The organism is Knoellia sp. B-D-2 (assembly GCF_057714695.1).
Genome location: NZ_CM173189.1, coordinates 3,068,246 through 3,094,401, shown reverse-complemented (window position 1 = coordinate 3,094,401; position 26,156 = coordinate 3,068,246). Strand labels below are relative to the sequence as shown.

The window sequence follows — 26,156 nt, the reverse complement described above, 5'->3', positions numbered from 1 at the left end:
GTAGGCGCGGGCGCCCGGGTCGTCAGGAGCCGTTCAGAGGCCGGACTCGGGCAGGCGCACGAGGATCCGGCGGCACTCCTCGCAGCGGATGACCTCGTCCTCCGGGGCCGCCTTGATCCGGGCCAGCTCGACCGGGTTGAGCTCGAGCTGGCAGCCGCCGCAGCGTCGCTGGCGCAGGGGTGCCGCACCCGTCCCGCTGGTGGCGCGGATCTTGTCGTAGAGGGCCACGAGGTCGTCGCCGACGAGCTCGACGGTCCGGGTCCGGGGCGCCACGATGTTGGCCGCGTCACCGTCGAGCTCGGCGAGCCGGTCGTCGCGCGCGGACTCGAGCGCACTGAGGCGCTCGGTCAGCTCGCCGCGGCCACGCTCGAGCTCGCGCACGTCGTTCTGGATGGCCTCGGCCCGCTCCATCACCTCGAGCTCCACGTCCTCGAGGGCGGACTGCCGCCGACCGAGGGACTCGAGCTCGTGCTGGATCGCGGTGAGGTCCTTGGCGGTGCCGACACCGGAGTCCAGCCGCTGCTGGTCACGGGTCACCCGGTCCCGGACCTGCTGGACGTCCGAGTCCGCCTTGGCGAGCTCGCGCTGCACGTCGCCGAGCTCGGTGCGCGAGCGCACGAGCTGGTCGTCGAGGAGCTGGGCCTTGCCCTCGAGGTCGGCGATCTCGGCGTGCTGCGGGAGGGTCTTGCGGGCGTGCTCGATCTGCGACAGCCGGGTGTCGATGGTCTGGAGGTCGAGCAGCTTGGACTGACGCGCTGGGTCCGCTTTCACGGCATACCTCCGAGGTTCTCCGCCCCGACCGTGAAGGTCCACGGGTCGGTGCGCACTGTGCTGATGTCGATGTCCACCCTAAGCGCACGGGTGAGGGCGTCCCGCACGGTCGGCAGCCACACCGACTCGCTCGACCAGTGGCCGGCGTCGACGAGGAACGGCGGGCCGCCGCGCGCCTCCTCACGGGCCTCGAGCGCGGGGTGGTGGCGCAGGTCCGCGGTGACGTAGACGTCGGCGCCCGAGGTGCGGACGGCCTCGAACTGGTCGCCGCCCGAGCCGCCGAGGACGGCAACGGTCTCGACGGTCGCCTCCGTCGGACCCGCGACGCGCAGGCCACCCGCGGCCCGGGGCAGGGCGGCGTGCAGGGCAGTCGCGAACTCGCCGAGCGTCGTCGGCGCGGCGAGCCGGCCCACGCGGCCGAGCGGCTGGTCCTCGACCAGGACCAACGGCCGGGTGTAGGTGAGGCCGGCAGCGGTGGCGAGTGCCTCGCAGACGCCCTCGGCCGCGACGTCTGCATTGGTGTGGGCGACGTAGAGCGCGATGTCGCCGACGACGAGTCCGGTCACGCTCGCCCCCTTGGCCGTCGTCGTCGCGACCGAGTGCACGCCACGCAGGAGCAGGGGGTGGTGCGTGAGGAGCAGGTCCGCGTGCAGCTCCCGGGCCTCCTCGATCACGGCCAGCGTCGGGTCGAGCGCGAGCAGCACCCGCTCGACCGGCTGCTCGGGGTCGCCCGTGACGAGTCCCACCCGGTCCCAGGACTGGGCGGTCGTCGGTGGGTAGAGGCGTTCGAGGACGTCGACGACGTCCCGCAGGAGAACAGTCATGTGGGCCCGGCCGGCCTCGAACCGACGACACCCGCGGTGTAAACGCGGTGCTCTACCAACTGAGCTACAGGCCCTGACGCGGCGGCGGGCCGCGACGGGGCGCCCATTCTGTCAGGGAGGGTCAGGCGCGGGCGAGGGCGTCGTGGTAGCCGCTGAAGTCGCGTCGCTCACCGATGCCGCTGACGAGGGACCACCGGATCACCCCGTCGGGGTCGATGAGGAACGTGCCGCGTCGGGCGACCCCCGCCTCCTCGTCGAAGACGCCGTAGGCGCGAGCGACCTCGCCGTGGGGCCAGAAGTCGGACAGGAGCGGGAAGAAGTAGCCGTCACGGTCGGCATACGCCCGCAGCGAGAACATCGCGTCGCACGACACCGTGACGACCTGGACGTCCTCCGTCACGAACCGGCCGAGGTCGTCGCGGATCTCGGTGAGCTCCCCGGTGCAGATCCCCGAGAAGGCCCACGGGTAGAAGACGAGCAGCACGTGACGCTGCCCGAGGTGGTCCGCCAGCGCGACCTCGGCACCGTTCTGGTCACGCAGGCTGAACGAGGGCGCGCGCGTCCCCACGTCAAGCCCACCCGAGGTGTCCGTCATGGCGTGCAGTCTGCCCCAACCCCCTGTCAGCGACGAGTCCTGGGGGCGACGAGCTTGGTCGCCCGCCAGCGCGGCGAGGCGTTGAAGGCACCGGCCGCGTGGAGCCCGGCGGTGGTCGACGCCTCGTCGATCTCGGCCGGGTCGACGGCGCCGTCGTCGCGACCCTTCGGGGTGAGCGCGAGGACGAAGCCGGCCTCCCCGAGCACGACGACGAGGTCGACGAGGGCGTCGGTGAGGTCACCGTCCTCGGCTCGCCACCACAGGAGGACGGCGTCGGTCTCGCCGGTGTAGTCCTCGTCCTCGAGGTCGGAGCCGATGACGTCCTCGACGGCGAAGCGGAAGTCGTCGTCGACGTCCTCGGCCCAGCCGAACTCCTGCACGATCTGCTCGGCGGCGAACCCGAGGCGTTCGACGCCGGCCGGGCCCTCCGCCCCCGGGTCGGCGGGCGGTGGTGCAGGGGTGTTCACGGTCGGGTTACCTCTCGTCGGTTCGGGCTGGGGGCACTAGTTGACTAGGAAGGTCGGGTTCGGTGCAAGCGCTTCGCGAGATTGCCCGTGCCGCACGGGCCCGGCTCGCCTCGTCGCGGAGGAGCCGGGCGGCCGTCGCGGACGCGAGGTGGTGGATGCTCACGTCGACCGGACCCGGGGTGGACACGAGGGACACGGTGACGAGGTCGAGCCGGCGTTCGAGCGGCCCCTGGGCCAGGCTGAGCGACTGGACCCGCGCGTGCGGCATGACGGAGACCCGCCGCCACAGCCGGCCGGTGCGGACCATGAGCGAGTGCTCCGACACGGCGAACCCGGAGCGATGCCAGCTCAGCGGGTCGAGCCGCCTGGCCCGCTCGGAGACGAGCGTCCACCCACCCTCGACGCCGTCGCCGAGCGCGGCGCTGCGCAGGTCGGCCTCGGACAGGGCCGGGTCGAGGAGGGTGAGCACCGCGAGCGCCTGCTCGAGCGTCCCCACCGGGAGCACCGTCGTCTCGTTGTCGGTGCTGCCCGAGGCGTCGTGGGCGATCCCCGCGACGTTGACCTTGACCCGCCACCAGCCGAACGGCCGCCACCACATCGGCTGGACCATCCCGACGGCCTGGATGCGGTGCAGCGGGATCGTCGTCGTGCGCTTGTCCGTGAGCCCGTGCTGGATCCGGGCCGCGGTGCCGGTGTCGGCCAGCCGGAAGTTGCCGTGCTTGAGCAGCTCGCCGACCCGGTTGACGGCGAGACCGAAGGCGAGGGGCCCCAGGGCCGGCAGGGCGATGACGACACCGGTGAGCACCTTGAGGGAGGACCCGTAGGTCGCGAGCGCGAGGGTGCCGACGAGGAGCGCGACGGCACCGAGGACGATCGTGCCGCCGTGGAGGATCGTCGCGACGAAGAGGCGCGAGTTCGGGACCCGGAGGACCTCGCGGCCACCGTCGACGTCGCCCCCCGGACCGGCCAGAGGGCCGACGGCCGCACCGTCCCCACCGGTGCCGTCGTGACCGGCGTCGGCGCCGCCGGCGCCGGCGCGCCCCGCCTCGTCCCGGCGTCCGGCGAGGACCAGCAGCTCACGTCGCACCTCGTCGGCGCGGGCGGCGCCGAGGAAGGCGAGCTTGAGGTGGGAGTCCCCGCCACCCGCCGACTGGACGATGACCTGCGACAGCCCGGTCAGCTGGGCGAGCAGCGGCCGGCTGATCTCGATCGCCTGGACGCGCTCGAGCGGGACCTGCCGGTGCTCCCGGAACAGCCAACCCTTGCGGAACTCGATCTGCCCGTCCGCGACGCGGAACTTCGAGAAGCGCCAGGTGAGCCAGCCGACGAGGCCGATGACGCCGAGCACGGACAGCACCACGGCACTTGCCACGAGCGAGTGGTCGAAGAGGAAGCCCAGGCCCTCACGGATGCCCTGGTCGGTGCCGTCGTCCGGGTCCCGCTCGCGCTCTCCCCCGCCGAGCCCGAGGAAGAGGTCGTCGACGAACTGGGACGCGGCATACCCGAGGACGGCCACGCCGACGAGACCGCCGCGCAGGACGGGTGAGAGCGGGTGCAGGTGCTGCCACTCGTGCAGCGCGAGGTCGCGTCGGGGCGCCGGCGCGGGTGTGGTGTCGGGCTCGGTCACAGGCCGGCTCGCTGGGCCTCGCCGCGAGCGGCCAGGCGGCCCCGCAGGGCCTCGGCCTCCTCGGTGGGCAGCCCGGGCAGGGTGCCACCGCTCTCCGGTGAGGCGGTGTGGAACTCGCAGGACGCGATCCCGCGCGAGCGCATCAACGGCCCGGACTCGACGTCGATGTACTGGAGGCGGCCGTAGGGGATGCTCACGAGCGAGCGGAAGAGGCGGCCCTTGCGGATGACGATCTCGTCGGGCAGCTCGATCCACGTGATCGCCGAGACCTGCCGGACGATGAGCCACGCGGCCCAGGCGACCAGCGCGGCGAGCACGCCGGCCCCGAGCCAGAACCACGGCGAGACGAGGACCGCGAGGACGACGAACGCGACGACGAACGGCGTGAGCCACGCGAAGAGGCTGATGAGCCGCACCGTGCGCAGGGCGGGACTGACGCTCCGCCACGGGAGCTCGTCCCCTCGCAGGGTCACGGCGTCGGGGTCCGCGCCCGTCGCGTCGGGGTCCACGTCCGTCGTCATGGCCCCCAGCCTGCCAGCCGACCCGCGTGTGACGACGGCCACTCCCCAGTGACAGGATGGAGCGAGTCGACCTCACCGGTCGTGGACGCAAGAGAAGGGACACCGTCGTGACGTTTCGCGAGGAAGCCGGCCCGATCCTCAATGGCCTCCCGAGCAGCCTCACCGACATCGACCCCGAGGAGACCTCGGAGTGGTTGGACTCGCTCGACCAGCTGATCGACGACGGTGGGCGCCAGCGTGCCCGCTACGTCATGCTGCGGCTGCTGGAGCGGGCCCGCGAGAACCAGATCGGTGTCCCGTCACTCACGGCGACGGACTACGTCAACAGCATCGACCAGGAGCAGGAACCCTGGTTCCCCGGTGACGAGGACGTCGAGCGCCAGTACCGCCGGTGGATCCGCTGGAACGCGGCCGTCATGGTGCACCGCGCGCAGCGACCCGGGGTCTCGGTCGGTGGGCACATCTCCACCTACGCCTCGGCGGCCACGCTGTACGAGGTGGGCATGAACCACTTCTTCCGCGGCCTGGACCACCCCGGCGGCGGCGACCAGATCTTCTACCAGGGCCACGCCTCCCCCGGCATGTACGCCCGGAGCTTCCTCGAGGGCCACCTCGGTGAGACCGACCTCGACGGCTTCCGCCAGGAGAAGAGCCACATCGTCGACGGCAAGATCCGCGCGCTGTCGTCCTACCCGCACCCGCGGATGATGCCGGACTACTGGCAGTTCCCGACGGTGTCGATGGGCATCGGCCCGATGAACGCGATCTACCAGGCGCAGTTCAACAAGTACCTCCACAACCGCGGGCTCAAGGACACCTCCGACCAGCGGGTGTGGGCCTTCCTCGGCGACGGCGAGATGGACGAGCCGGAGTCGCGCGGGCTGCTCCAGCTCGCGGCCAACGAGGAGCTCGACAACCTCACCTTCGTCGTCAACTGCAACCTCCAGCGCCTCGACGGCCCGGTGCGCGGCAACGGCAAGATCATCCAGGAGCTCGAGGCGTTCTTCCGCGGCGCCGGCTGGAACGTCGTCAAGGTCATCTGGGGACGCGGGTGGGACCCGCTGCTGGCCGCCGACCGCGACCACGCCCTCAAGCACATCATGAACACGACGACCGACGGTGACTACCAGACGTTCCGGGCCAACGACGGCGCCTACGTCCGCGAGCACTTCTTCGGACGCGACCCGCGCACGCGCAAGATGGTCGAGGGACTCACCGACGACCAGATCTGGCACGACCTCCAGCGCGGTGGGCACGACTACCGCAAGGTCTTCGCCGGCTACCAGGCGGCGGTCAACCACACCGGGCAGCCGACCGTGATCCTCGCGCACACCATCAAGGGCTACGCCCTCGGCAGCCACTTCGCCGGTCGCAACGCGACGCACCAGATGAAGAAGATGACCGTCGACGACCTCAAGACGTTCCGCGACGTCCTGCGCCTGCCCATCACGGACAAGCAGATCGACGACAACCCCTACCAGCCGCCGTACTTCCACCCGGGAGAGACCGACCCGACCCTCGAGTACATGCTCGAGCGGCGTCGCGCCCTCGGCGGCTCGATCCCCCAGCGCCGCAGCAAGTACACCCAGCTGTCGCTGCCCGGGGACGACGCCTACAAGCAGGTGCGCAAGGGCTCGGGCAAGCAGACCATCGCGACGACGATGGCGTTCGTCCGGCTGCTCAAGGACCTCATGCGCGACAAGGAGTTCGGCAAGCGCGTCGTGCCGATCATCCCCGACGAGGCCCGCACCTTCGGGATGGACTCGTTCTTCCCGACGCTCAAGATCTACAACCCGCACGGCCAGAACTACACGCCGGTGGACCACGACCTCATGCTCAGCTACCGCGAGTCGGTGTCGGGGCAGATCCTCCACGCGGGCATCAACGAGGCCGGGTCGGTGGCGGCCTTCACCGCCGCCGGGACGAGCTACTCGACGCACGGCGAGCCGATGATCCCGATCTACGTCTTCTACTCGATGTTCGGGTTCCAGCGCACCGGTGACGGGATCTGGGCGGCCGCCGACCAGCTGACCCGTGGCTTCCTCATCGGCGCCACGGCCGGCCGGACGACCCTCACCGGTGAGGGCACTCAGCACGCGGACGGGCACTCGCCGCTGCTGGCGTCGACCAACCCGGCGGTGCTCGCCTACGACCCGGCCTTCGGCTACGAGATCGGCCACATCATGCGCGAGGGCCTGCGGCGCATGTACGGCGACGACCCCGAGAACCTCATCTACTACATCACCGTCTACAACGAGCCCAACGTGCAGCCGGCCGAGCCCGAGGACGTGGACGGCGAGGGCATCCTGCGTGGCCTCTACCTCCTCAACAAGGCCGAGACGGAGGGCTGGACGCACCAGCCGCCCCGGGCGCAGCTGCTCGCCTCGGGTGTCGGCGTGCCGTGGGCCCTCGAGGCCCAGCGCCTGCTCGCCGACCACTGGGGCGTCGCGGCCGACGTCTGGTCCGTGACGTCGTGGGGCGAGCTGCGCCGCGACGGGCTCTCCTGCGACGAGGAGGCCTTCCTCCACCCGGAGAACGAGGTGCGCGTCCCCTATGTGACCCAGCGGCTCCGGGACGCCGACGGACCGGTCCTCGCGACGTCGGACTACATGCGGGCGGTGCCCGACCAGATCGCCCAGTACGTCCCCGGCGAGTTCCACTCGCTCGGCACCGACGGCTTCGGCTTCGCCGACACCCGGCCGGCGGCGCGACGCTTCTTCCACGTCGACGGACCGTCGCTCGCGGTGCGCACCCTCCAGGTGCTCGCGGCGCGCGGCGAGGTCGCCGCGGACGTGCCGACGAAGGCCGCCGAGAAGTACGAGCTGCTCGACGTCCGCGCCGGCACGAGCGGCAACGAGGGCGGGGACTCCTGACCCCGCTGGCGTGACCCGCCGGTCACGTCACCCCTGCGTCCGCAACCCTGGTCGGGATACCGACCAGGGTTGCGGACGCAAGCAGGCGTATGCCGGCCGGCTCGCGGCCGGGGCCCCTCCGGTCAGAGCCAGCCACGGTCGCGGGCGTGGTTGGCGGCCTCGGCCCGCGTCGCCGTCCCGGTCTTGGCCATCGCCGACGACAGGTGGTTGCGCACCGTCCCCTCGGACAGGTGCACCGTGGCTGCCACGACCGAGACCGGGGCGCCGGTGAGCGCCGCACGGAGCACGTCCCGCTCGCGCGGCGTGAGCGGGTTCGGCCCCTCGATGAGCGACTCGGCCGCCAGCGCCCCGTCGACGACCCGCTCCCCCGCGTGGACCCGGCGGACCGCGTCGGCGAGCTCCGAGGCGGGGGTGTCCTTGACGACGAAGCCGGCCGCGCCCGCCTCGAGCGCCCGCCGCACGAACCCGGGCCGACCGAACGTCGTGACGACGAGGGCGCGGGTGGCGAGCCCGGCGGCGGACATGGCCCGGCACACCTCGATGCCGTCGAGCCCGGGCATCTCGACGTCGATGAGGGCGACGTCCACCTCGTGCTCGGAGAGCAGCCCGAGCACCTCGTCACCGCGCCCGGCCTCGGCGACCACCTCCAGGTCCGGCTCCAGCCCGAGCAGGGTGACGATCGCACCGCGCACGAGGGCCTGGTCGTCGGCGACGAGCACCCGGATCACAGGGTCACCTCGAGGCGGGTTCCCGGCGCGGCGTCGACGACCCGCAGCGCTCCCCCGGCCGCGTCGACCCGCTCGCGCACCCCGCGCAGGCCGTTGCCCTCGCGCAGCCCGGACGGTCCGCGCCCGTCGTCCTCGACGGTGAGCGAGGACCGGCCCAGGACCACACGGCATACCGAGGCGTCGCTGTGGCGCACGACGTTGGTGACGGCCTCACGGAGCACCCACGCGAGCACCACGCGGTGGCGCGGGTCGACGACCGAGAGGTCCTGCGGCATGTCCGCGGCGATCCCGGCGGACGCGAGCACCCGCTCGGCGGAAGCGATCTCGTCGTCGAGCCGGGCCGAGCGGATGCCGCCGACCGCGGCGCGCACCTCGGCGAGCGCCTGGCGGCTCAGCACGCCGACCTCGGCGATCTCCCGACGCGCGCGCTCGGGATCCGTGTCGACGAGCCGCTCCGCGACGTCGGCCTTGAGGCTCATCGCCGTGAGGGTGTGACCGATGACGTCGTGGACGTCGCGCGCCAGCCGGTCCCGCTCGGCCGAGACCGTGAGCTCCGCGGCCAGCTCGTCGTGCAGCATGCCGCGTCGCTCGATCGTCCGGACGACGGCGGTGACGACGGCGACGAGCAGGACGACGCCCGACAGGTACCAGGTGTCCGCCAGCTCGCTGGACACCGCCGTGAGCCAGGTCGTGACGATCAGGACGACCACGGTCACGCCGACCGCGGCCCACATCGGCAGGACGAACATCGCGAGCGCGACGAGGTACGGACCACCGCCGACGGACGCCGACCCCACGAGCAGGTGGATGACGACGCAGATGAGGGTGAGCGCGACGAGGTGGGCGACGCCCCCGCGCACCACGTCGGCTCGGGAGGCGGCCCGCGCCATGGCGCGGAACCCCTGATGTAGACGCCGGCGAAGACGACGTAGAGGGCGACCCCGGCGATGATGCGTGGCCGGCTCTCACCACTGTCGACGACGCCGGCGATCGGGAACGCGAGGAAGACCAGCCACACCCCGCCCATGACCCAGCCCCACCGCTGCCAGGGGTGGACCTGCAGCGATGGGGAGGGCGGCGCCGAGGCGTGGGCGCTCACTGCCGGCCGCGGCTGCGACGCACGAGCCAGGTCGCGAGCACCGCGAAGATCACCGTCCACACCGCAACGTTAGTCACCGACATCCACAGCGCCTCATGGGTGAGGCCGCCCCGGCTGTCGACGACGTGCCCCTCGGTGAGCGGGTAGCGCGCCAGCGAGACGTATCCGTACAGCGGCGTGAACCGGGCGATGTCGAGCAGGATGCCGCTCAGCGGGAAGAAGATGTTGCCCAGGAAGCCAAGGACCACGAGCGAGCCCCCCGCCGCCGTGACGGCCGACTCGGACCGGAACGCCAGCCCGAAGATCAGTCCGTAGAGCGCGAACATCACGGCGCCCACGACGAGGATCGCCGCGCTCCCGAGCCAGGCCGTCGCCGTGCCCTCGGCGCCCGTGAGCATCCCGAGGACGTAGACGACGAGGATCGGCAGGGTGGCGACGACGAGGGCCACGACGGCCTTGGTCGCGACGTACGTCCCGTCCCTCAGCGGCGTGAGCCCGAGCTGGCGTCCCCAGCCCTGCATCCGCTCGACGGCCGCCGTCCCGCCGATGCCGACGGTCGCCGTGACGGCGCCGTAGGCCGCCATCGAGATCATCACGTAGAGGGCGACGTTGCCGTTGCCGGCGTTCTCCTGCGAGTAGCCGGCGCTGGCGCCGAAGAGGACGTACATGAACGCGGGCAGCCCCACGACGAAGAACATCGTGACGAGGTCGCGCACCGTCCGTCGCAGCTCGAGACGCACGTATGCCGTCCGCTCCCCTCGCGCCCTCGCCTCGCGTCGCGTGGCGCCGGGCTCCGGGGTGGCGCGGCCGGGGCCGGGTCGGCGGCCGGGTCGGCGGCCGGGTGAGGTCATGGTCGTGGCGGTCATGCTGCTGCTCCTTCGGAGGCGGTGTCGGTGGTGCCCGTCAGGGCGAGGAAGGCGGACTCGAGCGAGCCCGTGGTGACCTCGAGGTCGCGTGCCGCGAGGCCGTTGAGCAGGGAACGGGCCACGGCGTCGGAGTCCGACGTCGTCACGGTGAGGCGGTCGTGGTCGACCCGGACGTCGTGCACCGCCGCGAGGGAACGCAGGTGGCTGACGGCTGCGTCGACGAGGTCGAGGTCGAGGCGTGCCGACACGGTGCGACCCAGGGCCCGGCCGCGGATGACGTCCGTGGGGCCGTCGGCCACGACCCTCCCGCCCGCCACGAGGACGATGCGACCGGCGAAGGAGTCGGCCTCCTCGAGGTAGTGGGTCGCGAAGAGGATGGTGCGGCCGGCCGCCGCCTCGGCGTGCATCGAGTCCCAGAAGGTGTGCCGCGCAGAGACGTCCATGCCGGCCGTCGGCTCATCGAGGATGAGCAGCTCGGGGTCGGGCAGGAGGGCGAGGGCGTAACGCAGGCGCTGCTGCTCGCCACCGGAGCACTTCGAGACCTTGCGGCTCGTGACCGTGGTGAGGTTCGCTCGCCGCAGCACGTCGTCGACCGGTGCGTGCACGGCATACGTGCTCGCGATGAGCTCGACGGTCTCGCGCACCGTGAGGTCACGCAGAAGGCCGCCGGTCTGCAGGACCGCCGAGACCCGACCGGCCCGGACGGCGTCGCGTGGCGACTGCCCCAGGACGCGGACGCTGCCGGACGTCGGGGACGTGAGGCCGAGCACGAGGTCGAGGGTCGTCGTCTTGCCGGCGCCGTTGGGCCCGAGGAACGCGACGACCTCGCCTCGGTCGACCGTGAGGTCGATGCCGCGCACCGCCTGGACGGCTCCGGCGCGGCCGGGGAAGGACTTGGTGAGGGCCGTCAGCTCGACGGCGGGACTGTCGTGGTGGTTCATGCCTCAAGGTTCGGTCGCCGCGGGGGTGCGACGACAGTGCCGGGAAACACGACCTCACCATGACATCTGTCAGGGGGCGAGCACCTCCGCGCGCACCGCTCGGTCGCGGCTGCGCTGCAGGCCGAGCACGGCCATGGCGGCCGCCCCCGCGAGCTCCACGGCGAACACCGGTGTCGCCAACGCGTCACCGTGCCCTCGCCACAGCGGTGACTCCCGCTCGATGAGGTAGCCACCCATCATCATCAGGCCGAGGACGCCCAGGGCGCGGCGGGCTCGTGGGCTTCGATCGCGGGCGAGCAGCACGAGGGCCACCGTTTGGTTCGCCATCATGACGTTCGGCGCCGACTGGGCCGTCCCCAGGACGATCGCGTTGCGCACCAGGTGGTCGCGAGGGAGGTTCCAGCGGACCAGCACGGGGTCGGAGGCACGACCGCGCCGGACCGCGATGGCCTCACCCACGAGGTCTGCGGTCAGCTGGGCCGCGGAGGCGGCGACGAGGGCAGTGTCCCTGTCCACGCCTCCAGTGTGCCGTCGTCCGTCGCCGGACGGGACGGTGCGCGGAGCCCGCGCACCGCCCCGTCCGCGGCCGGCCTCAGGGCGCGAGGAACTCCGCACGGGCAGCGACGCAGATGTCGGGCTGGTCGCAGAACACGCCGTCGACGCCGGCCTCGAAGAAGCGGGTCACCTCGTCGGCCATCCGGCCGTGCGTCGCGGGGTTCGTGCCGACGCGGTAGTCGACCGGGAGGAACTGGTTCTCGGCGCGGAAGGTCCACGGCGTGACGTCGAGCCCGGCCTGGCGGGCGTGGGCGACGAGCGCGGTCGGCGTGCCGAGCGTGCCGTCCTTGAGGCGCGGGATGACCCGGCTCTTGTCGACCCCGAGCCCGTCGAGGTCCTTGCTCAGCGCCTTGAGGCTGGTCGGCGTGAGCAGGTCGGTGTAGGTCCGCGGGTCACCCTGCGCCTCGAGGTCGTACGGGGCGCCGCTCGCACTGACGAGGAAGACGAGGTTGGCCTTGTAGCCGAGCTCGTCGTCGAGCCGGACGAGCGGGGTGAGCTCGAAGCTCTGCACCCAGAGCGCCGCGTTCGGACGGTTGAGCCCGTGCGACTCGAGTGCGTCCATGAGGGCGACCTCGGGGTCGAGGCCCGCGTCGTGGAGGAACGTCGAGTGCTTGATCTCGGGGATGACGCCGATGGTGCGCCCGCTCTCCCTGCTCAGCTGCTCGCGCAGCGCGAGGACCTCGTCGAGGGTCGGCACCTCGAACTGGCCGTCGTAGCTCGCGCTCTCGGGCCGCAGCGCCGGAAGCCGCTCCTCGGCGCGCAGCGTCTTCAGCTCGGCGAGGGTGAAGTCCTCCACCCACCAGCCGGTCACGGCCGACCCGTCGAGCTGCTTGGTGACGCGGCGGTCCGCGAACTCCGCGCGCGTCGCGACGTCCGTCGTCCCGCCGATCTCGGGCTCGTGCCGGTCGACGAGCACGCCGTCCCTGGTCATGACGAGGTCGGGCTCGATGTAGTCGGCACCCTGCTCCACGGCCAGCCGGTAGGCGTCGAGGGTGTGCTCGGGCCGGTAGCCGGACGCGCCACGGTGCGCGTGGACCAGCGGCTCGGTGAACTTCGCGCGCCCGTGGGAGGACGGGGGTGCGTCCGCCTGGGCCGGGGCGAGCACGGCGACACCCGGTGCGATGAGACCGAGGGACAGGGACAGGGACAGAACGATGCGTCGCATGCCCGCCACGATGGTGCATCCCGGGGGGTTTCGCCCGGCGAGGCGGTGACGTGCGGGTGGCCGGTCGACGACTTCTGAATCCCCCGGCCGCCGCTGAATTTGTGGTTATGCGGCACTCTGTATAGTCTTGCACTCGTGTCCAAGGTACTCACTTCCCTGCCCGTCGGCGAGCGCGTCGGCATCGCCTTCTCCGGAGGTCTCGACACCTCCGTGGCCGTCGCCTGGATGCGGGAGCGAGGGGCCGTGCCCTGCACCTACACCGCCGACCTCGGCCAGTACGACGAGCCCGAGATCGACACCGTGCCCGACCGGGCCGGGGAGTACGGCGCAGAGATCGCGCGCCTCGTCGACTGCCGGAGCGCGCTCGTCGAGGAGGGCCTGTCGGCGCTGGCCTGCGGTGCGTTCCACATCCGCAGCGGCGGCCGGACCTACTTCAACACCACGCCGCTGGGCCGCGCCGTCACCGGCACCCTGCTCGTGCGGGCGATGCAGGCCGACGACGTGTCGATCTGGGGTGACGGCTCGACCTTCAAGGGCAACGACATCGAGCGCTTCTACCGTTACGGGTTGCTGGCCAACCCGGGGCTGCGCATCTACAAGCCCTGGCTCGACGCCGCGTTCGTCAGCGAGCTCGGTGGTCGTCACGAGATGAGCGAGTGGCTCACGACGCGCGACCTCCCCTACCGGTCGAGCGCCGAGAAGGCGTACTCGACCGACGCGAACATCTGGGGCGCCACCCACGAGGCCAAGACGCTGGAGCACCTCGACGAGTCCATGGAGGTCATCGAGCCGATCATGGGCGTCAAGCACTGGGACCCGTCGGTCGCCATCGAGCAGGAGGACGTGCGGATCCGCTTCGTCCAGGGCCGCCCGGTCGCCATCAACGGCGAGGACCTCGAGCCGGTGGCGCTCGTCGACCTCGCGAACACCATCGGCGGGCGGCACGGCCTCGGCATGTCGGACCAGATCGAGAACCGGATCATCGAGGCGAAGTCGCGCGGCATCTACGAGGCGCCCGGCATGGCCCTGCTCCACATCGCCTACGAGCGCCTCCTCAACGCCGTGCACAACGAGGACACGATCGCGAACTACCACGCCGAGGGGCGCCGGCTCGGCCGGCTGCTCTACGAGGGTCGGTGGCTGGACCCGCAGTCGCTCATGATGCGTGAGGCCATCCAGCGCTGGATCGCCTCGGTCGTCACCGGCGAGGTCACCCTGCGCCTGCGCCGCGGGGACGACTACTCGATCGTCAACACCCAGGGCGAGAACTTCAGCTACCACCCGGACAAGCTGTCGATGGAACGCGTCGAGAACGCGGCGTTCGGGCCCCTGGACCGGATCGGCCAGCTCACCATGCGCAACCTCGACATCGCCGACAGCCGGTCCAAGCTCGAGCTGTATGCGGGCCAGCCCGTCGACCAGGGACAGCTCCTCGTCGAGAACGGCACCTTGTTCGGCGAGCTGCCCTCCGGCGGGTACGACCGGATCACCGACAACCCGGTCGGACACGGCACCGATGACGACGCCCTCGACCGGGCCGCCATGGAGTTCGGTACGGACTGACGACGACAGGGCGAGGATCGCAGCGAGCGCCAGCGAGCGAGGACCGGAGCCCCGAGGAGTCAGTCCAGAAGGAACGGACTGACGCCCCACCCCGACGCCTCGTGTGCCTCAGCGCGAGGTATTCCTCGCGCTGAGGCACACGAGGCGGCTCGGGGGTGGATGCTGGGGCCGTGGACGGACGTCGGATCCTCGAGCGCGCGGCAGCGTCGGTCGGCGCCCTCGGGCTCGTCGCGGCGCTTCCCTTCTACGTCTCGTCGGGCCTCGCCGCCCCGCTGTGGGCGATCATCCTGCTGCTGCTGTTCTGGGCGCTCCTCGCCGTGTGCGCGGTCCGCTGGTTCACGCGGCGGCCCTGGGTCGTCCTCGTCCTGCCGGTCGTCGCGGTCGTCTTCTGGCTGCTCGCCCTGACGCTCGGGGAGCAGCTGCTCGGCTGGCAGGCCTGAGCCACCACGCGCCGCACGATGTCTGCCCTCGGTTGTGCACGGCATACAAATAGACTTCTGAGATGGCCACCTCCCGCAACCGCCCTTCGGCGGCGACCCGACGCCGGTTCGAGCGCGCCGCCGGCGACCTCGGCGCGGCGGCCGTCCAGCAGATGGAGACCCAGCACGAGTGGTACCGCGCGCTGCCCGCCGAGGAGCGCTCGTGGGTCGGGCTCGTGGCGCAGGCCGGCATCCGCTCGTTCATCGAGTGGTTCACCGGGAGCCAGGACCGCGCCCACGTCACGGCCGACGTCTTCGGCACGGCGCCGCGCGAGCTGACCCGCTCGATCAGCCTCGGCCAGACCCTCGACCTCGTCCGCACCGTCGTCGACGTCGTCGAGCGCGAGTCGAGCGGTCTCGCGGCCCGCGGCGACGAGGTCAAGGTGCGCGAGGCGGTGCTGCGCTACAGCCGCGAGATCGCGTTCTCCGCTGCCGAGGTGTACGCGCACGCCGCGGAGGCCCGCGGTGCGTGGGACGCCCGGCTCGAGGCCCTCGTCGTCGACGCCGTCATCCGTGGCGAGGCCGACGACTCGATGCAGTCGCGGGCGTCCGCCCTCGGCTGGGGCACGACGACCGACGTGTGCGTCATCGTCGGTTCCACGCCCGAACTGGGGCCCGCGCAGGTCGTGGACCGCCTGCACCGGGACGCCAAACGCCTCGGCGTCGAGGTGCTCATCGCCATCCACGGACGCCGGGTGGTCTGCATCACCGGTCAGGTCGCCGACCCGCTGGAGACGGCCTCGGCGCTCGGCGAGTGCTTCGGTGAGGGCCCGCTCGTCGTCGGCCCGGTCGTCCCCCACCTGTATGCCGCGGGGCGCAGTGCTCGTGCCGCGCTCTCCGGCCACGCCGCCGCGCCGGCCTGGCCCATGTCCCCCCGCCCGGTGCTCAGCGACGACCTCCTGGCCGAGCGCGCCCTGCTCGGGGACCTGCCGGCGCGGGCGATGCTCGTGGCGAGGGTGTACGCGCCGCTGGCCGCGAGCGGCGGGGGCAACCTGCTCGAGACCGCGGCCGCGTACCTCGACGGCGGGCTGGGGCTCGAGGGCACCGCCCGCGAGCTCTTCGTGCACACCAACACGGTCCGTTACCGGCTGGGCAAGATCGCCGACAGCATCGGCTACGACCTCACCGACCCGCACGACGCGCAGACGGTACGCCTCGCCCTCGCGTACGGGCGGGTAGCCCCCGAGCCGTCCTCCCGGGTCGCCCGGGTTCCGAGCCAGGCGTTGTAGGAACCCTCCAAATCTGCGCCGAGAGAATCGTCTGGCTCCGTCTCGCCGCAAGGGCCCTCGCGCGGCGACGCTGAAGGGGTGCTCGTCATCGTGTGCCCTGGACAGGGCTCCCAGACCCCCGGCTTCCTCACCCCTTGGCTCGCCATTCCCGGCGTCCGCGAACGGCTCGGCTGGCTCTCCGCCGTGGCCGGCATGGACCTCCTCCGGCACGGCACCGAGTCGGACGAGGCGACCATCAAGGACACGGCGGTGGCCCAGCCGCTGATCGTCGCCTCCGGTCTCGTCTCGCTGCTCGCCCTCTTCGAGCACCCGGCGGACGGCTTCCGTCTCGTCGGTGCCGGGGCCGGGCACTCGGTCGGTGAGATCACCGCCGCCGCGGCCGGTGGCGTCATCTCGGCGGAGCAGGCGATGGTCTTCGTCCGTGAGCGCGGACGCGCCATGGCCGAGGCCAGCGCGGTGCAGCCGACCGGGATGAGCGCCGTCATCGGTGGCGACCCCGACGAGGTGGCGGCCGCGATCGGCTCGCACGGCCTCACGCCGGCCAACATCAACGGCGCCGGGCAGGTCGTCGCAGCCGGCACCATGGACCAGCTCGCCGCGCTGGCCGCCGCGCCGCCGGCCAAGGCTCGCGTCATCCCGCTCAAGGTCGCCGGTGCGTTCCACACCGAGCACATGGCGCCGGCCGTCGACGTGCTGTCCGGCTACGCCAAGGCGATGTCGACCCACGACGCTCGGGTCCCCCTCGTCTCCAACCGCGACGGAGCGGTCGTGCACAGCGGCCGCGACGTGCTCGGCCGACTCGTCAGCCAGGTGAGCAACCCGGTGCGCTGGGACCTCACGATGGAGACCTTCGCGCAGCTCGGCGTCACCGGGATCATCGAGGTCCCGCCCGCGGGTACCCTCGCCGGTCTCGCCAAGCGCGTCCTCAAGGACGTCGAGATCCTCGCGCTCAAGTCCCCCGACGACCTCGAGCAGGCGCACCGGATGGTCAAGGAGCACGGCGTCTCCTCCGGCGTGGCCCAGGACCCGACGTGGCGCCTCGTCATCAGCCCCGCCAAGGGCATGGTCTCGTTCACCCACAGCGAGGTCGGCACGGCCGTCGAGACCGGCAGCGTCGTCGCCACCGTCGGCACCCTGCGCGACACCTACGAGGTCGTCGCGCCGCACGGCGGCCGCGTCGTCGAGTGGCTCGTCGAGGACGGCGACCCCGTCTCGCCCGGCCAGCCGATCCTCCGTCTGCACCCCCAGGAAGGCTGAGCCGGTGTCCGTCCTCATCACACCCCCCAGCGGCACCGCCCACGCCCGGATCGCCGGCATCGGCGCCTACCGCCCCCGACGCGTCGTCCCCAACTCCGAGCTCATCGAGGCGATCGACTCCTCCGACGAGTGGATCCAGGAGCGCTCCGGCATCAAGACCCGGCACTTCGCCGGTGAGGGCGAGAGCATCATCGACATGTCCGAGGCCGCCACCCGCGACGCCCTCGCGATGGCCGGGCTCGAGGCCGGCGACGTCGACGCCGTCATCCTCGCGACCGTGACCCACCCCTACCAGACCCCGGCCGCCGCCCCCCAGCTCGCGGACCGGATGGGCATGGACAAGCCGGTCGCCTTCGACATCTCGGCGGCGTGCGCCGGCTACTGCCACGGGATCGCCCTCGCCAGCGACATGGTCCGCGGCGGCAGCGCCCACAACGTCGCCGTCATCGGCGTCGAGCGGCTCTCGGACTTCACGAGCCGCACCGACCGCGGGACGGCCTTCATCTTCGGCGACGGCGCCGGGGCGGCCATCGTCACCGCCGCCGAGACGACGGGCATCGGCCCGACCGTCTGGGGCTCCGAGGGCGACAAGTGGGACGTCATCGCCCAGAACGAGAGCTGGATCGACGTCCACGAGCAGAAGCTCGACTGGCCGACCATCGGCATGCAGGGCCAGCGCGTCTTCCGCTGGGCGGTCTGGAGCATGGCCCCCGTCGCGCAGCGCGCCCTCGACGTCGCCGGCGTGAGCGTCGATCAGCTCGACGCCTTCATCCCCCACCAGGCCAACACCCGGATCATCGACGCCCTGTGCAAACAGCTCGGCGTGCCCGAGCACGTCGCCGTCGCGCGCGACATCGTCGACTCCGCCAACACCTCCGCCGCCTCGGTGCCACTGGCGACCGAACGGATGCTGCGCGAGGGCACGGCCCCCCGCGGTGGCCTCGCCCTGCAGATCGGCTTCGGCGCCGGCCTGTCGTATGCCGCGCAGGTCGTCACCCTCCCCTAGGGACTCCCGCGGTCCGCGGGTCACCAAGGGCCACCGCACCACGCACCACACACGAGAGGTCCGCACCCGGCGGGCCCGAACCACGAAGGAGCACAACATGGCTCAGAGCGAGCAGGAGATCCTCGCGGGTCTCGCAGAGATCGTCAACGAGGAGACCGGGCTCGACCCGGAGAGCGTCCAGAGCGACAAGGCGTTCACCGACGACCTCGACATCGACTCGCTGTCGATGATGACCATCGTCGTCAACGCCGAGGAGAAGTTCGGCGTGCGCATCCCCGACGACGAGGTCAAGAACCTCCGCACCGTCGGCGACGCCGTCTCGTTCATCCAGGCCGGCCAGAGCTGATCCGACGGCGCCGCCCCACCGACGTGGGGCGGCGCCGGGATCGCGCCACCACCCCACGTCCCTCTGCAAGGAGTCAACGAAACATGAGCACCGAACGTCGTGTCGTCGTCACCGGTCTCGGAGCCACCACCCCGCTCGGTGGGACGATCACCGAGACGTGGGACGCGATCCTCGCAGGCCGGTCCGGCGCCCGAACCCTCACCGCGGAGTGGGTCGAGAAGTACGAGCTCCCCGTCACCTTCGCCGCCTCGATCCACACCTCCCCCGAGGAGGTGCTGACCAAGGTCGAGTGCCGCCGGATGGACCCCAGCGCCCAGTACGCCATGGTCGCCTCGCGGGAGGCCTGGGCCGACGCCGGCTCGCCCGAGGTCGACCCCGAGCGCTTCATGGTCGCCATCGGCACCGGCATCGGCGGGGTCCACACGCTCCTCGCGCAGTGGGACAACCTGCGCGAGAAGGGCGTGCGGCGCGTCTTCCCGCTCGCCGTCCCGATGCTCATGCCCAACACGAGCAGCGGCAACGTCTCTCTCGCCCTCGGCGCCCGTGCCGGTGCGCACACGGCCGTGTCCGCCTGCGCCTCCGGTGCCGAGTCGATGGCTCTCGCCGTCGACCAGATCCGCCTGGGACGCGCCGACATCGTCGTCGCCGGCGGCACCGAGGCAGCCATCCATCCGCTGCCCTTCGCCGGCTTCACGCAGATGCAGGCCCTGTCGACCCGCAACGACGACCCGGAGCACGCCTCCCGCCCCTACGACACGGGCCGCGACGGCTTCGTCATGGGTGAGGGTGCCGCGGTCATCGTCCTCGAGTCCGAGGAGCACGCTCGGGCCCGGGGGGCGCGGATCTACGCCGAGCTGGCCGCCGCCGGGATGTCCTCCGACGCGCACCACATCACCGCGCCCGAGCCCGAGGGCGCGGGTGCCAGTCGCGCCATGCGCGAGGCGGTCGAGCGCGCCGGTCTCACCCCGGCCGACATCGTGCACATCAACGCCCACGCCACGTCGACGCCGGTCGGGGACGTGGCCGAGTCCAACGCGATCCGCCGCGCCTTCGGCGACGCCACCGACGGCATGTGCGTCAGCGGGACGAAGTCGATGACCGGCCACCTCCTCGGTGCCGCCGGCGCCCTCGAGGGGCTCTTCACGATCCTCTCGGTGCACCACCGGATCGCCCCGGCCACGATCAACATCGAGGACATGGACCCCGCGATCCACCTCGACGTCGTCCGCGGCGAGCACCGCAAGCTCCCCCAGGGCGACATCGCCGCGCTCAACAACTCCTTCGGGTTCGGCGGGCACAACGTCGCACTCACGGTGAAGAGCGTCTGATGGCCCACCAGCCCAACGAGGCCTCGGCCTCCGCGTCGGCCGCGACGAAGCCCAAGCCCGACAAGGCCAACGACCCCCGCAACCCCCGTCTGCGGCTCGCCGCGTTCTTCGACGAGGGCTCGGTCGAGCTCATCAGCCCAGAGGACGACAGCGGCATGCTCGCCGCGGTCGGTACCTGCCAGGGCACCCCCGTCGCCGCGTTCTGCTCGGATGCGACGATCATGGGCGGAGCGATGGGGGTGGCCGGCTGCAAGGTCGTGCTCACGGCGTACGAGCGGGCGCTCGCGGACGGCATACCCGTCGTCGGCATCTGGCACTCCGGAGGTGCGCGGCTCCCGGAAGGTGTGGTGAGCCTGCACGCCGTCGGCGAGGTGTTCGCGATCATGACCCGGGCCTCGGGGAAGATCCCGCAGATCTCGGTCGTCATCGGCGCCGCCGCCGGTGGTGCTGCTTACGGGCCCGCGCTCACCGACATCGTCATCCTCGCCCCCGACGGCCGGATCTTCGTGACCGGGCCCGACGTCGTCCGCTCCGTGACCGGCGAGGCCGTCGACGCGCTGCGCCTGGGTGGCCCCGAGCCGCACGGTCGTCGCAGCGGTGTCGTCCACGTCGTCACCGAGTCGACCGAGCAGGCCTACGAGCGGGGACGCCAGCTCGCCTCGCTGCTCGCCGACCAGGGCACGCTCGACCTCGACGGCGTCGAGGACTTCGACCTCGAGGAGACCTTCCCCGAGTCGGCCAAGCGCGCCTACGACGTGCACCCGCTCGTCGACGACGTCCTCGACAAGGACGCGGACTCCGTCGAGCTGCACCCCCGGTGGGCCCCCAACATCGTCATCCAGCTCGGCCGCTTCGGCGGGCGCACCGTCGGCGTCATCGCCAACAACCCGATGCGCCTCGGTGGCTGCCTCGACTCCCCGTCGGCGGAGAAGGCCGCACGCTTCGTGCGCATGTGCGACGCGTTCGGTGTGCCGCTCATCGTCCTCGTCGACGTCCCGGGCTACCTGCCCGGTGTCGGACAGGAGTGGGACGGCGTCGTCCGGCGCGGCGCCAAGCTCCTGCACGCCTTCGCCGAGGCGACGGTGCCGCGGGTGACGCTCGTGACCCGCAAGACGTACGGCGGCGCGTACATCGCGATGAACTCGCGCTCCCTCGGTGCCACCCGCGTCTTCGCGTGGCCCACCGCGCACGTCGCGGTCATGGGTTCGGTCGCCGCGATCCGCATCCTGCACCGCCGGCGTCTGGCCGAGGTCGACGACAGCGAGCGCGCGGCGGTCGAGCAGCAGCTCGCCGAGGAGCACGACCGTCTCTCCGGCGGCCTGGCGCGGGCGGTCGAGATCGGCGTCGTCGACGAGATCGTCGAGCCCAACGTCACCCGCTCGGCGCTGGCCCGTGCCATCGCCGACGCCCCGCAGCGTCGAGGGGACCACGGCAACATCCCCCTGTAGGCCACCCTCCAGGGCTGGTGCTGACGGGTCCGAAACGGTTCGCGAACCGTCCTGTGGCTCGTGATCCGGTTCGAACCGGACTGCGAGGCGCGCCGTGGTTCGCGAACCCCTTCGTGCACGCACGAGGCCCGCTCCCCCTGTACGGGAGCGGGCCTCGTGTCGTCGTTGGCGTCGGTGGTCGGTCAGCCGACCTGGTGCAGCCAGCGCACCGGCGCGCCGTCGCCGGCGTAGCGGAACGCCTCGAGCTCGTTGTCCCACTCCGTACCCAGAACCTCCTCGATCATCTCCTCGATGGCATCGGGCGATCCCTGCGCGAGCATGAGGATCTCCTTGAGGCGCTCCTCGCCCACGACCGCGTCCCCACTCGCCGAGGTCGACGTGTGGTGGATCCCCAGGCTCGGCGTGTGCGACCAGCGTGAGCCGTCGCTGCCGGCGCTGGGGTCCTCGGTCACCTCGTAGCGCATCCCCTGCCAGCCGCGCAGCGTGCTCGCGAGGCGGGCACCGGTCCCCTGCTCACCGATCCACGACCACTCGCCCCGCATGAGGCCGGGCGCAGCGGGCTGCGGGGTCCAGTCGATGGTGACGCGCGAGCCCGTCGCGGACTCGAGCGCCCAGGTGATGTGCGGGCACAGCGCTGCCGGGGCCGAGTGGATGAACACCACTCCCCGGGTCGACACACGTCGCGTAGCGACAGACATCCTGGCCTCCTTCACGTGCAAGGGACGTCTTCCCCAACGCCGTCGCACGTGTTCTCGGAGGGCACCGGTCCGGTATGCCGCTCAGCTCGCTGTGCAGGTGCCGTCAGCACCGTTGTCAATGACCTCACGAGCGGACTCGTGAACCATGGGGCTCATCATGCCCCATGAGCACCACTGACACCCTCCGGAACACGCCAAGAGCCGAGGGAGTCTGAGGAAGCAGAGGCATGAAGAAAGCAAGTCATGGGCCTGGGAACTGGTGGGGCGGCTGGGGCTTGAACCCAGGACCGACGGATTATGAGTCCGCTGCTCTGACCGACTGAGCTACCGCCCCTCGAGCGGGCCGAGCCTACCTGCGAGCGGTCGGCCGACGGCATACCCGTCGAGACGTTGCGAATCGGTGTCGCATCGGCGCAGTGCCGCGTGGCAGCGCACCCGGAGCGGTAGGTTTCCGCTCATGACTGAGCCCCTCGTCGTCCTCAAGGACGTCAACAAGCACTTCGGCGACCTCCACGTCCTCAAGGACATCGACATGGAGATCGGCAAGGGTGAGGTGGTCGTGGTCATCGGGCCGTCCGGCTCGGGCAAGTCCACGCTGTGCCGGGCCATCAACCGGCTCGAGACGATCGAGTCCGGCTCCATCACCATCGACGGCAAGACCCTCCCCGAGGAGGGCAAGGCGCTCGCCCAGCTGCGCGCCGACGTCGGGATGGTGTTCCAGTCCTTCAACCTCTTCGCGCACAAGACGATCCTCGACAACATCACGCTCGGGCCGATCAAGGTCCGCAAGCAGAAGAAGGACGAGGCCGAGAAGCGCGGCATGGAGCTGCTCGAGCGGGTGGGTGTCGCCCAGCAGGCCCAGAAGTACCCCGCGCAGCTGTCCGGCGGACAGCAGCAGCGCGTCGCCATCGCCCGCTCGCTCGCAATGAACCCGAAGGTCATGCTGTTCGACGAGCCCACGTCGGCGCTCGACCCCGAGATGATCAACGAGGTCCTCGACGTCATGGTCGGGCTCGCCCGCGACGGGATGACGATGATCGTCGTCACCCACGAGATGGGCTTCGCCCGCAAGGCCGCCAACCGCGTCGTGTTCATGGCCGACGGACAGATCGTCGAGCAGAACACCCCCGAGGAGTTCTTCACGCACCCGACCAGCGCCCGGGCCAAGGACTTCCTCGCCAAGATCCTCACCCACTGAGTACCCACCGACTCCACGTCTCCACATCCAGGCACGTTCGGTGCCGCCACCACAGGAGGAACACCAGATGAATGCACGACGGATCGGCGCCATCGGCGCAGCCGTGGCGCTCGCCCTCGGCCTGAGCGCCTGCGGGAGCTCCGACAACGGTGACGACGACGCCGCCGGCGGCGGGGGCGCGACCACCAGCGGCAAGAAGCTGAAGATCGGCATCAAGTTCGACCAGCCCGGCCTCGGCCTCAAGAAGGGCACCGACGTCACCGGCTTCGACGTCGACATGGCCAAGTACGTCGCCAAGGAGCTCGGCACCGCCGAGGCCGACATCGAGTGGGTCCAGGCCCCCTCCCCCCAGCGCGAGACGCTCATCTCGACCGGTCAGGTCGACATGATCTTCGCGACCTACTCCATCACCGACGCCCGCAAGGAGAAGGTCAGCTTCGCCGGCCCGTACTTCATCGCCGGCCAGGACCTCCTCGTGCGCTCCGACGACACGAGCATCACCGGCCCCGACTCCCTCACCGGCAAGAAACTCTGCTCGGTCAAGGGCTCGACCTCCGCGCAGAAGGTCAAGGACAAGTACCCGGGGGTCCAGCTCCAGGAGTTCGCCACGTACTCCGAGTGCCTCCCGGCGCTGACCGCCAAGGGCGTCGACGCCCTGACGACCGACGACACGATCCTCGCCGGCTACGCGGCCCAGGCCGAGTTCAAGGGCAAGTTCAAGGTCGTCGGCAAGCCCTTCTCCGAGGAGAAGTACGGCGTGGGCCTGAAGAAGGGTGACGTCGAGACCTGCAAGAAGGTCACCGACGCCATCAACAAGGCCATCAAGGACGGCGCCTGGCAGAAGGCGATCGACGACAACCTCGGCCCGGCAGGCTACAAGGCCGGCGCCAACAACCCGCCCACCCCGGACGCCTGCGCCTGACGCTGACCGTTCCGAACCATCGCGTATGCCGTCCGCTCACCTCGGGGTGGGCGGACGGCACCCGCCGCCCGCTCCAACCCACCTGAAGGGTGACCCATGGGTGAGATCCTGAGGAACTACGACGTCCTCGACGCCTTCTGGATGACGATCTACCTGGCCTTCTTCTCGGCCATCGGCGCCCTGGTCATCGGCACGGTCCTCGCGGTCATGCGCGTCTCGCCCGTCGGCGTGCTCCGCTGGGCCGGGACGACGTACGTCAACATCGTCCGCAACACCCCGCTGACGCTCATCCTCGTCTTCTGCTCGCTCGGCATCCTCTACATCCTCCAGGTCAGCCTCGCCGACGAGCAGTCGGCGACGTCGATCGTGGACAACAACATCCGCTGGGCGATCGTGGGCCTGGCCGTCTACCACGCGGCGTTCGTGTGCGAGGCCCTCCGCTCGGGGGTCAACACCGTGCCGCTGGGCCAGGCCGAGGCCGCGCGCTCGATCGGGTTGACCTTCGGGCAGAGCCTGACACAGGTGATCATGCCGCAGGCCTTCCGCGGCGCCATCGCACCGCTGGGCTCGGTCCTCATCGCCCTCATCAAGAACACGACGGTGGCCTCGATCATCGGAGTCGCCGAGGCCTCCGGGCTGATGAAGGAGATCATGGAGAACGAGACCGCCTCGCTCGGGGTGTTCCTCATCTTCGCCGTCGGGTTCGTCATCCTCACCCTGCCCACGGGCCTGCTCTTCACGTGGATGTCGCAGCGGCTGGCGGTGAAGCGATGAGCACCCAGAACATCCTCTTCGACGCACCGGGCCCGAAGGCCCGGGTCCGCCACCTCGTCCTGACCGTCATCGGCGGCGTGTTCGTCTTCGGGATCGCCTTCCTCGTGCTGCGCAAGCTCGAGCAGCAGGGCCAGCTCGAGGGCTCCCTGTGGAGCCCGCTGGCGACGGCCGACGTGTGGACCGAGTACCTCGTCCCGGGCCTCTGGTCGACGATCAAGGCCGCGGCCGTGTCCATCGTCGGTGCCGTGGCCTTCGGTCTCCTCTTCGGCACCGGCCGGCTCTCGCACCTCGCACCCGTCCGGTGGGTCTGCGGCGTCGTCGTCGAGTTCTTCCGCGCGGTGCCGGTCCTGCTGATGATGTACTTCGGCTTCTACTTCATCGCGGCCCGTGACCTCTTCGGAGCCGAGAACTACGCGTTCGCGGCCACCGTCATCGCCCTGACGCTCTACAACGGCTCGGTCATCGCCGAGCTCGTCCGATCCGGCGTCTTCGGGCTGCCGAAGGGGCAGCGCGAGGCCGGCCTGTCCGTCGGGCTCACCCGCTCGCAGTCGCTCCGCTCGATCGAGCTCCCCCAGGCGCTCACCGCGATGCTGCCGGCGCTGGTCAGCCAGCTCGTCGTCATCCTCAAGGACAGCGCGCTCGGCTCGGCGCTGCCCTACATCGAGCTGCTGTCCCAGGTGAAGAACGTCGGCACGGCGTACGGCAACGTCATCCCGGCCTACATCCTCGGTGCGATCCTCTTCATCCTGCTCAACTACGGGCTGACGCTCGTGGCGGGCCGGGTCGAGCGACGGATCAACAAGCGCGGCAAAACCGCCGGTGGAACGACCGCGCTCCCCCTGCCCGGTGCGATCGTCGACGACACGATCTGACGCG

The 26,156-nt window shown here is 71.3% G+C and carries 26 protein-coding genes and 2 tRNA genes; 13 read left to right on the top strand and 15 right to left on the bottom strand.

The window, feature by feature from the left end:
• Positions 1-33: 33 nt before the first annotated feature.
• The 7 genes from AC3EU2_RS14650 to AC3EU2_RS14620 form a co-directional block, all read right to left on the bottom strand.
• On the bottom strand, positions 34-771 hold the full coding sequence (locus AC3EU2_RS14650) for a zinc ribbon domain-containing protein (RefSeq protein ID WP_488177022.1): 738 nt from the start codon (positions 769-771) through the stop codon (positions 34-36).
• Complete coding sequence (locus AC3EU2_RS14645; RefSeq protein WP_488177021.1) at positions 768-1,595, bottom strand: Nif3-like dinuclear metal center hexameric protein; 828 nt, start codon at positions 1,593-1,595, stop codon at positions 768-770. Before AC3EU2_RS14645 ends, AC3EU2_RS14650 begins: the two co-directional genes overlap by 4 nt.
• Position 1,596: 1 nt before the next feature.
• Positions 1,597-1,669 (bottom strand) — tRNA-Val (locus AC3EU2_RS14640).
• Positions 1,670-1,716: 47 nt separating this feature from the next.
• The gene (locus AC3EU2_RS14635) at positions 1,717-2,190 is read right to left on the bottom strand and encodes a peroxiredoxin (protein WP_488177020.1); all 474 of its coding nucleotides are present in this window, start codon (positions 2,188-2,190) and stop codon (positions 1,717-1,719) included.
• A gap of 26 nt (positions 2,191-2,216) precedes the next feature.
• Positions 2,217-2,657: a DUF3052 domain-containing protein gene (locus AC3EU2_RS14630; RefSeq protein ID WP_488177019.1), complete on the bottom strand. Its 441-nt coding sequence runs from the start codon at positions 2,655-2,657 to the stop codon at positions 2,217-2,219.
• Between the two features lie 7 nt (positions 2,658-2,664).
• Positions 2,665-4,284, bottom strand: a complete 1,620-nt coding sequence (locus AC3EU2_RS14625) for a PH domain-containing protein (protein WP_488177018.1) — start codon at positions 4,282-4,284, stop codon at positions 2,665-2,667.
• Positions 4,281-4,805 (bottom strand): PH domain-containing protein, encoded by a 525-nt coding sequence (locus AC3EU2_RS14620; RefSeq protein ID WP_488177017.1) that lies wholly within the window; start codon positions 4,803-4,805, stop codon positions 4,281-4,283. Before AC3EU2_RS14620 ends, AC3EU2_RS14625 begins: the two co-directional genes overlap by 4 nt.
• Before the next feature lie 107 nt (positions 4,806-4,912).
• Between AC3EU2_RS14620 and aceE the strand changes: the two genes are divergently transcribed.
• On the top strand, positions 4,913-7,678 hold the full coding sequence (gene aceE, locus AC3EU2_RS14615) for a pyruvate dehydrogenase (acetyl-transferring), homodimeric type (protein ID WP_488177016.1): 2,766 nt from the start codon (positions 4,913-4,915) through the stop codon (positions 7,676-7,678).
• A gap of 122 nt (positions 7,679-7,800) precedes the next feature.
• On the opposite strand, the gene AC3EU2_RS14610 is transcribed toward aceE, so the two are convergent.
• The 6 genes from AC3EU2_RS14610 to AC3EU2_RS14585 form a co-directional block, all read right to left on the bottom strand.
• Positions 7,801-8,406, bottom strand: coding sequence for a response regulator (locus tag AC3EU2_RS14610; RefSeq protein WP_488177015.1), 606 nt, complete (start codon positions 8,404-8,406; stop codon positions 7,801-7,803).
• Complete coding sequence (locus tag AC3EU2_RS14605) at positions 8,403-9,296, bottom strand: sensor histidine kinase (RefSeq protein WP_488177014.1); 894 nt, start codon at positions 9,294-9,296, stop codon at positions 8,403-8,405. The genes AC3EU2_RS14610 and AC3EU2_RS14605 overlap by 4 nt, the downstream gene beginning before the upstream one ends.
• A 205-nt stretch (positions 9,297-9,501) precedes the next feature.
• Entirely contained in the window at positions 9,502-10,371 is an 870-nt protein-coding gene (locus tag AC3EU2_RS14600; RefSeq protein ID WP_488177013.1) for an ABC transporter permease, read from the bottom strand.
• On the bottom strand, positions 10,368-11,312 hold the full coding sequence (locus AC3EU2_RS14595; protein WP_488177012.1) for an ABC transporter ATP-binding protein: 945 nt from the start codon (positions 11,310-11,312) through the stop codon (positions 10,368-10,370). The genes AC3EU2_RS14600 and AC3EU2_RS14595 overlap by 4 nt, the downstream gene beginning before the upstream one ends.
• Positions 11,313-11,381: 69 nt before the next feature.
• Positions 11,382-11,828 (bottom strand): hypothetical protein, encoded by a 447-nt coding sequence (locus tag AC3EU2_RS14590; RefSeq protein ID WP_488177011.1) that lies wholly within the window; start codon positions 11,826-11,828, stop codon positions 11,382-11,384.
• A 76-nt stretch (positions 11,829-11,904) separates the two neighbouring features.
• Positions 11,905-13,032 (bottom strand): glycerophosphodiester phosphodiesterase family protein, encoded by a 1,128-nt coding sequence (locus tag AC3EU2_RS14585; RefSeq protein ID WP_488177010.1) that lies wholly within the window; start codon positions 13,030-13,032, stop codon positions 11,905-11,907.
• Positions 13,033-13,167: 135 nt separating this feature from the next.
• Between AC3EU2_RS14585 and argG the strand changes: the two genes are divergently transcribed.
• From argG to AC3EU2_RS14545, 8 genes are all read left to right on the top strand, one after another.
• On the top strand, positions 13,168-14,595 hold the full coding sequence (gene argG / locus AC3EU2_RS14580; protein ID WP_488177009.1) for an argininosuccinate synthase: 1,428 nt from the start codon (positions 13,168-13,170) through the stop codon (positions 14,593-14,595).
• A gap of 170 nt (positions 14,596-14,765) precedes the next feature.
• On the top strand, positions 14,766-15,035 hold the full coding sequence (locus AC3EU2_RS14575) for a hypothetical protein (protein ID WP_488177008.1): 270 nt from the start codon (positions 14,766-14,768) through the stop codon (positions 15,033-15,035).
• Positions 15,036-15,097: 62 nt separating this feature from the next.
• The gene (locus AC3EU2_RS14570) at positions 15,098-16,303 is read left to right on the top strand and encodes a PucR family transcriptional regulator (RefSeq protein WP_488177007.1); all 1,206 of its coding nucleotides are present in this window, start codon (positions 15,098-15,100) and stop codon (positions 16,301-16,303) included.
• 78 nt (positions 16,304-16,381) lie between these two features.
• Positions 16,382-17,560: an acyltransferase domain-containing protein gene (locus AC3EU2_RS14565; RefSeq protein WP_488177006.1), complete on the top strand. Its 1,179-nt coding sequence runs from the start codon at positions 16,382-16,384 to the stop codon at positions 17,558-17,560.
• Positions 17,561-17,564: 4 nt separating this feature from the next.
• Positions 17,565-18,566, top strand: coding sequence for a beta-ketoacyl-ACP synthase III (locus AC3EU2_RS14560; protein ID WP_488177005.1), 1,002 nt, complete (start codon positions 17,565-17,567; stop codon positions 18,564-18,566).
• Positions 18,567-18,663: 97 nt separating this feature from the next.
• Positions 18,664-18,912 carry an acyl carrier protein gene (locus tag AC3EU2_RS14555; RefSeq protein WP_488177004.1) on the top strand — a complete coding sequence of 83 codons (249 nt, stop codon included), beginning with the start codon at positions 18,664-18,666 and terminating at the stop codon, positions 18,910-18,912.
• 83 nt (positions 18,913-18,995) lie between these two features.
• Positions 18,996-20,240, top strand: coding sequence for a beta-ketoacyl-ACP synthase II (gene fabF / locus AC3EU2_RS14550; protein WP_488177003.1), 1,245 nt, complete (start codon positions 18,996-18,998; stop codon positions 20,238-20,240).
• Positions 20,240-21,688 carry an acyl-CoA carboxylase subunit beta gene (locus AC3EU2_RS14545; RefSeq protein ID WP_488177002.1) on the top strand — a complete coding sequence of 483 codons (1,449 nt, stop codon included), beginning with the start codon at positions 20,240-20,242 and terminating at the stop codon, positions 21,686-21,688. Before fabF ends, AC3EU2_RS14545 begins: the two co-directional genes overlap by 1 nt.
• Positions 21,689-21,870: 182 nt before the next feature.
• Here AC3EU2_RS14545 and AC3EU2_RS14540 read toward each other — a convergent pair whose 3' ends face one another.
• Positions 21,871-22,386: a DUF3145 domain-containing protein gene (locus AC3EU2_RS14540; RefSeq protein ID WP_488177001.1), complete on the bottom strand. Its 516-nt coding sequence runs from the start codon at positions 22,384-22,386 to the stop codon at positions 21,871-21,873.
• 257 nt (positions 22,387-22,643) lie between these two features.
• Positions 22,644-22,720, bottom strand: a tRNA-Ile gene (locus AC3EU2_RS14535).
• Positions 22,721-22,843: 123 nt separating this feature from the next.
• Between AC3EU2_RS14535 and AC3EU2_RS14530 the strand changes: the two genes are divergently transcribed.
• The 4 genes from AC3EU2_RS14530 (at position 22,844) to AC3EU2_RS14515 (ending at position 26,152) form a co-directional block, all read left to right on the top strand.
• Entirely contained in the window at positions 22,844-23,584 is a 741-nt protein-coding gene (locus AC3EU2_RS14530; protein WP_488177000.1) for an amino acid ABC transporter ATP-binding protein, read from the top strand.
• 67 nt (positions 23,585-23,651) lie between these two features.
• Positions 23,652-24,506, top strand: a complete 855-nt coding sequence (locus tag AC3EU2_RS14525; protein ID WP_488176999.1) for a glutamate ABC transporter substrate-binding protein — start codon at positions 23,652-23,654, stop codon at positions 24,504-24,506.
• A gap of 96 nt (positions 24,507-24,602) precedes the next feature.
• Positions 24,603-25,280, top strand: a complete 678-nt coding sequence (locus tag AC3EU2_RS14520) for an amino acid ABC transporter permease (protein WP_488176998.1) — start codon at positions 24,603-24,605, stop codon at positions 25,278-25,280.
• A complete protein-coding gene (locus tag AC3EU2_RS14515; protein WP_488176997.1) occupies positions 25,277-26,152 on the top strand; it encodes an amino acid ABC transporter permease in 876 nt (291 codons plus the stop codon). The genes AC3EU2_RS14520 and AC3EU2_RS14515 overlap by 4 nt, the downstream gene beginning before the upstream one ends.
• Positions 26,153-26,156: the final 4 nt, after the last annotated feature.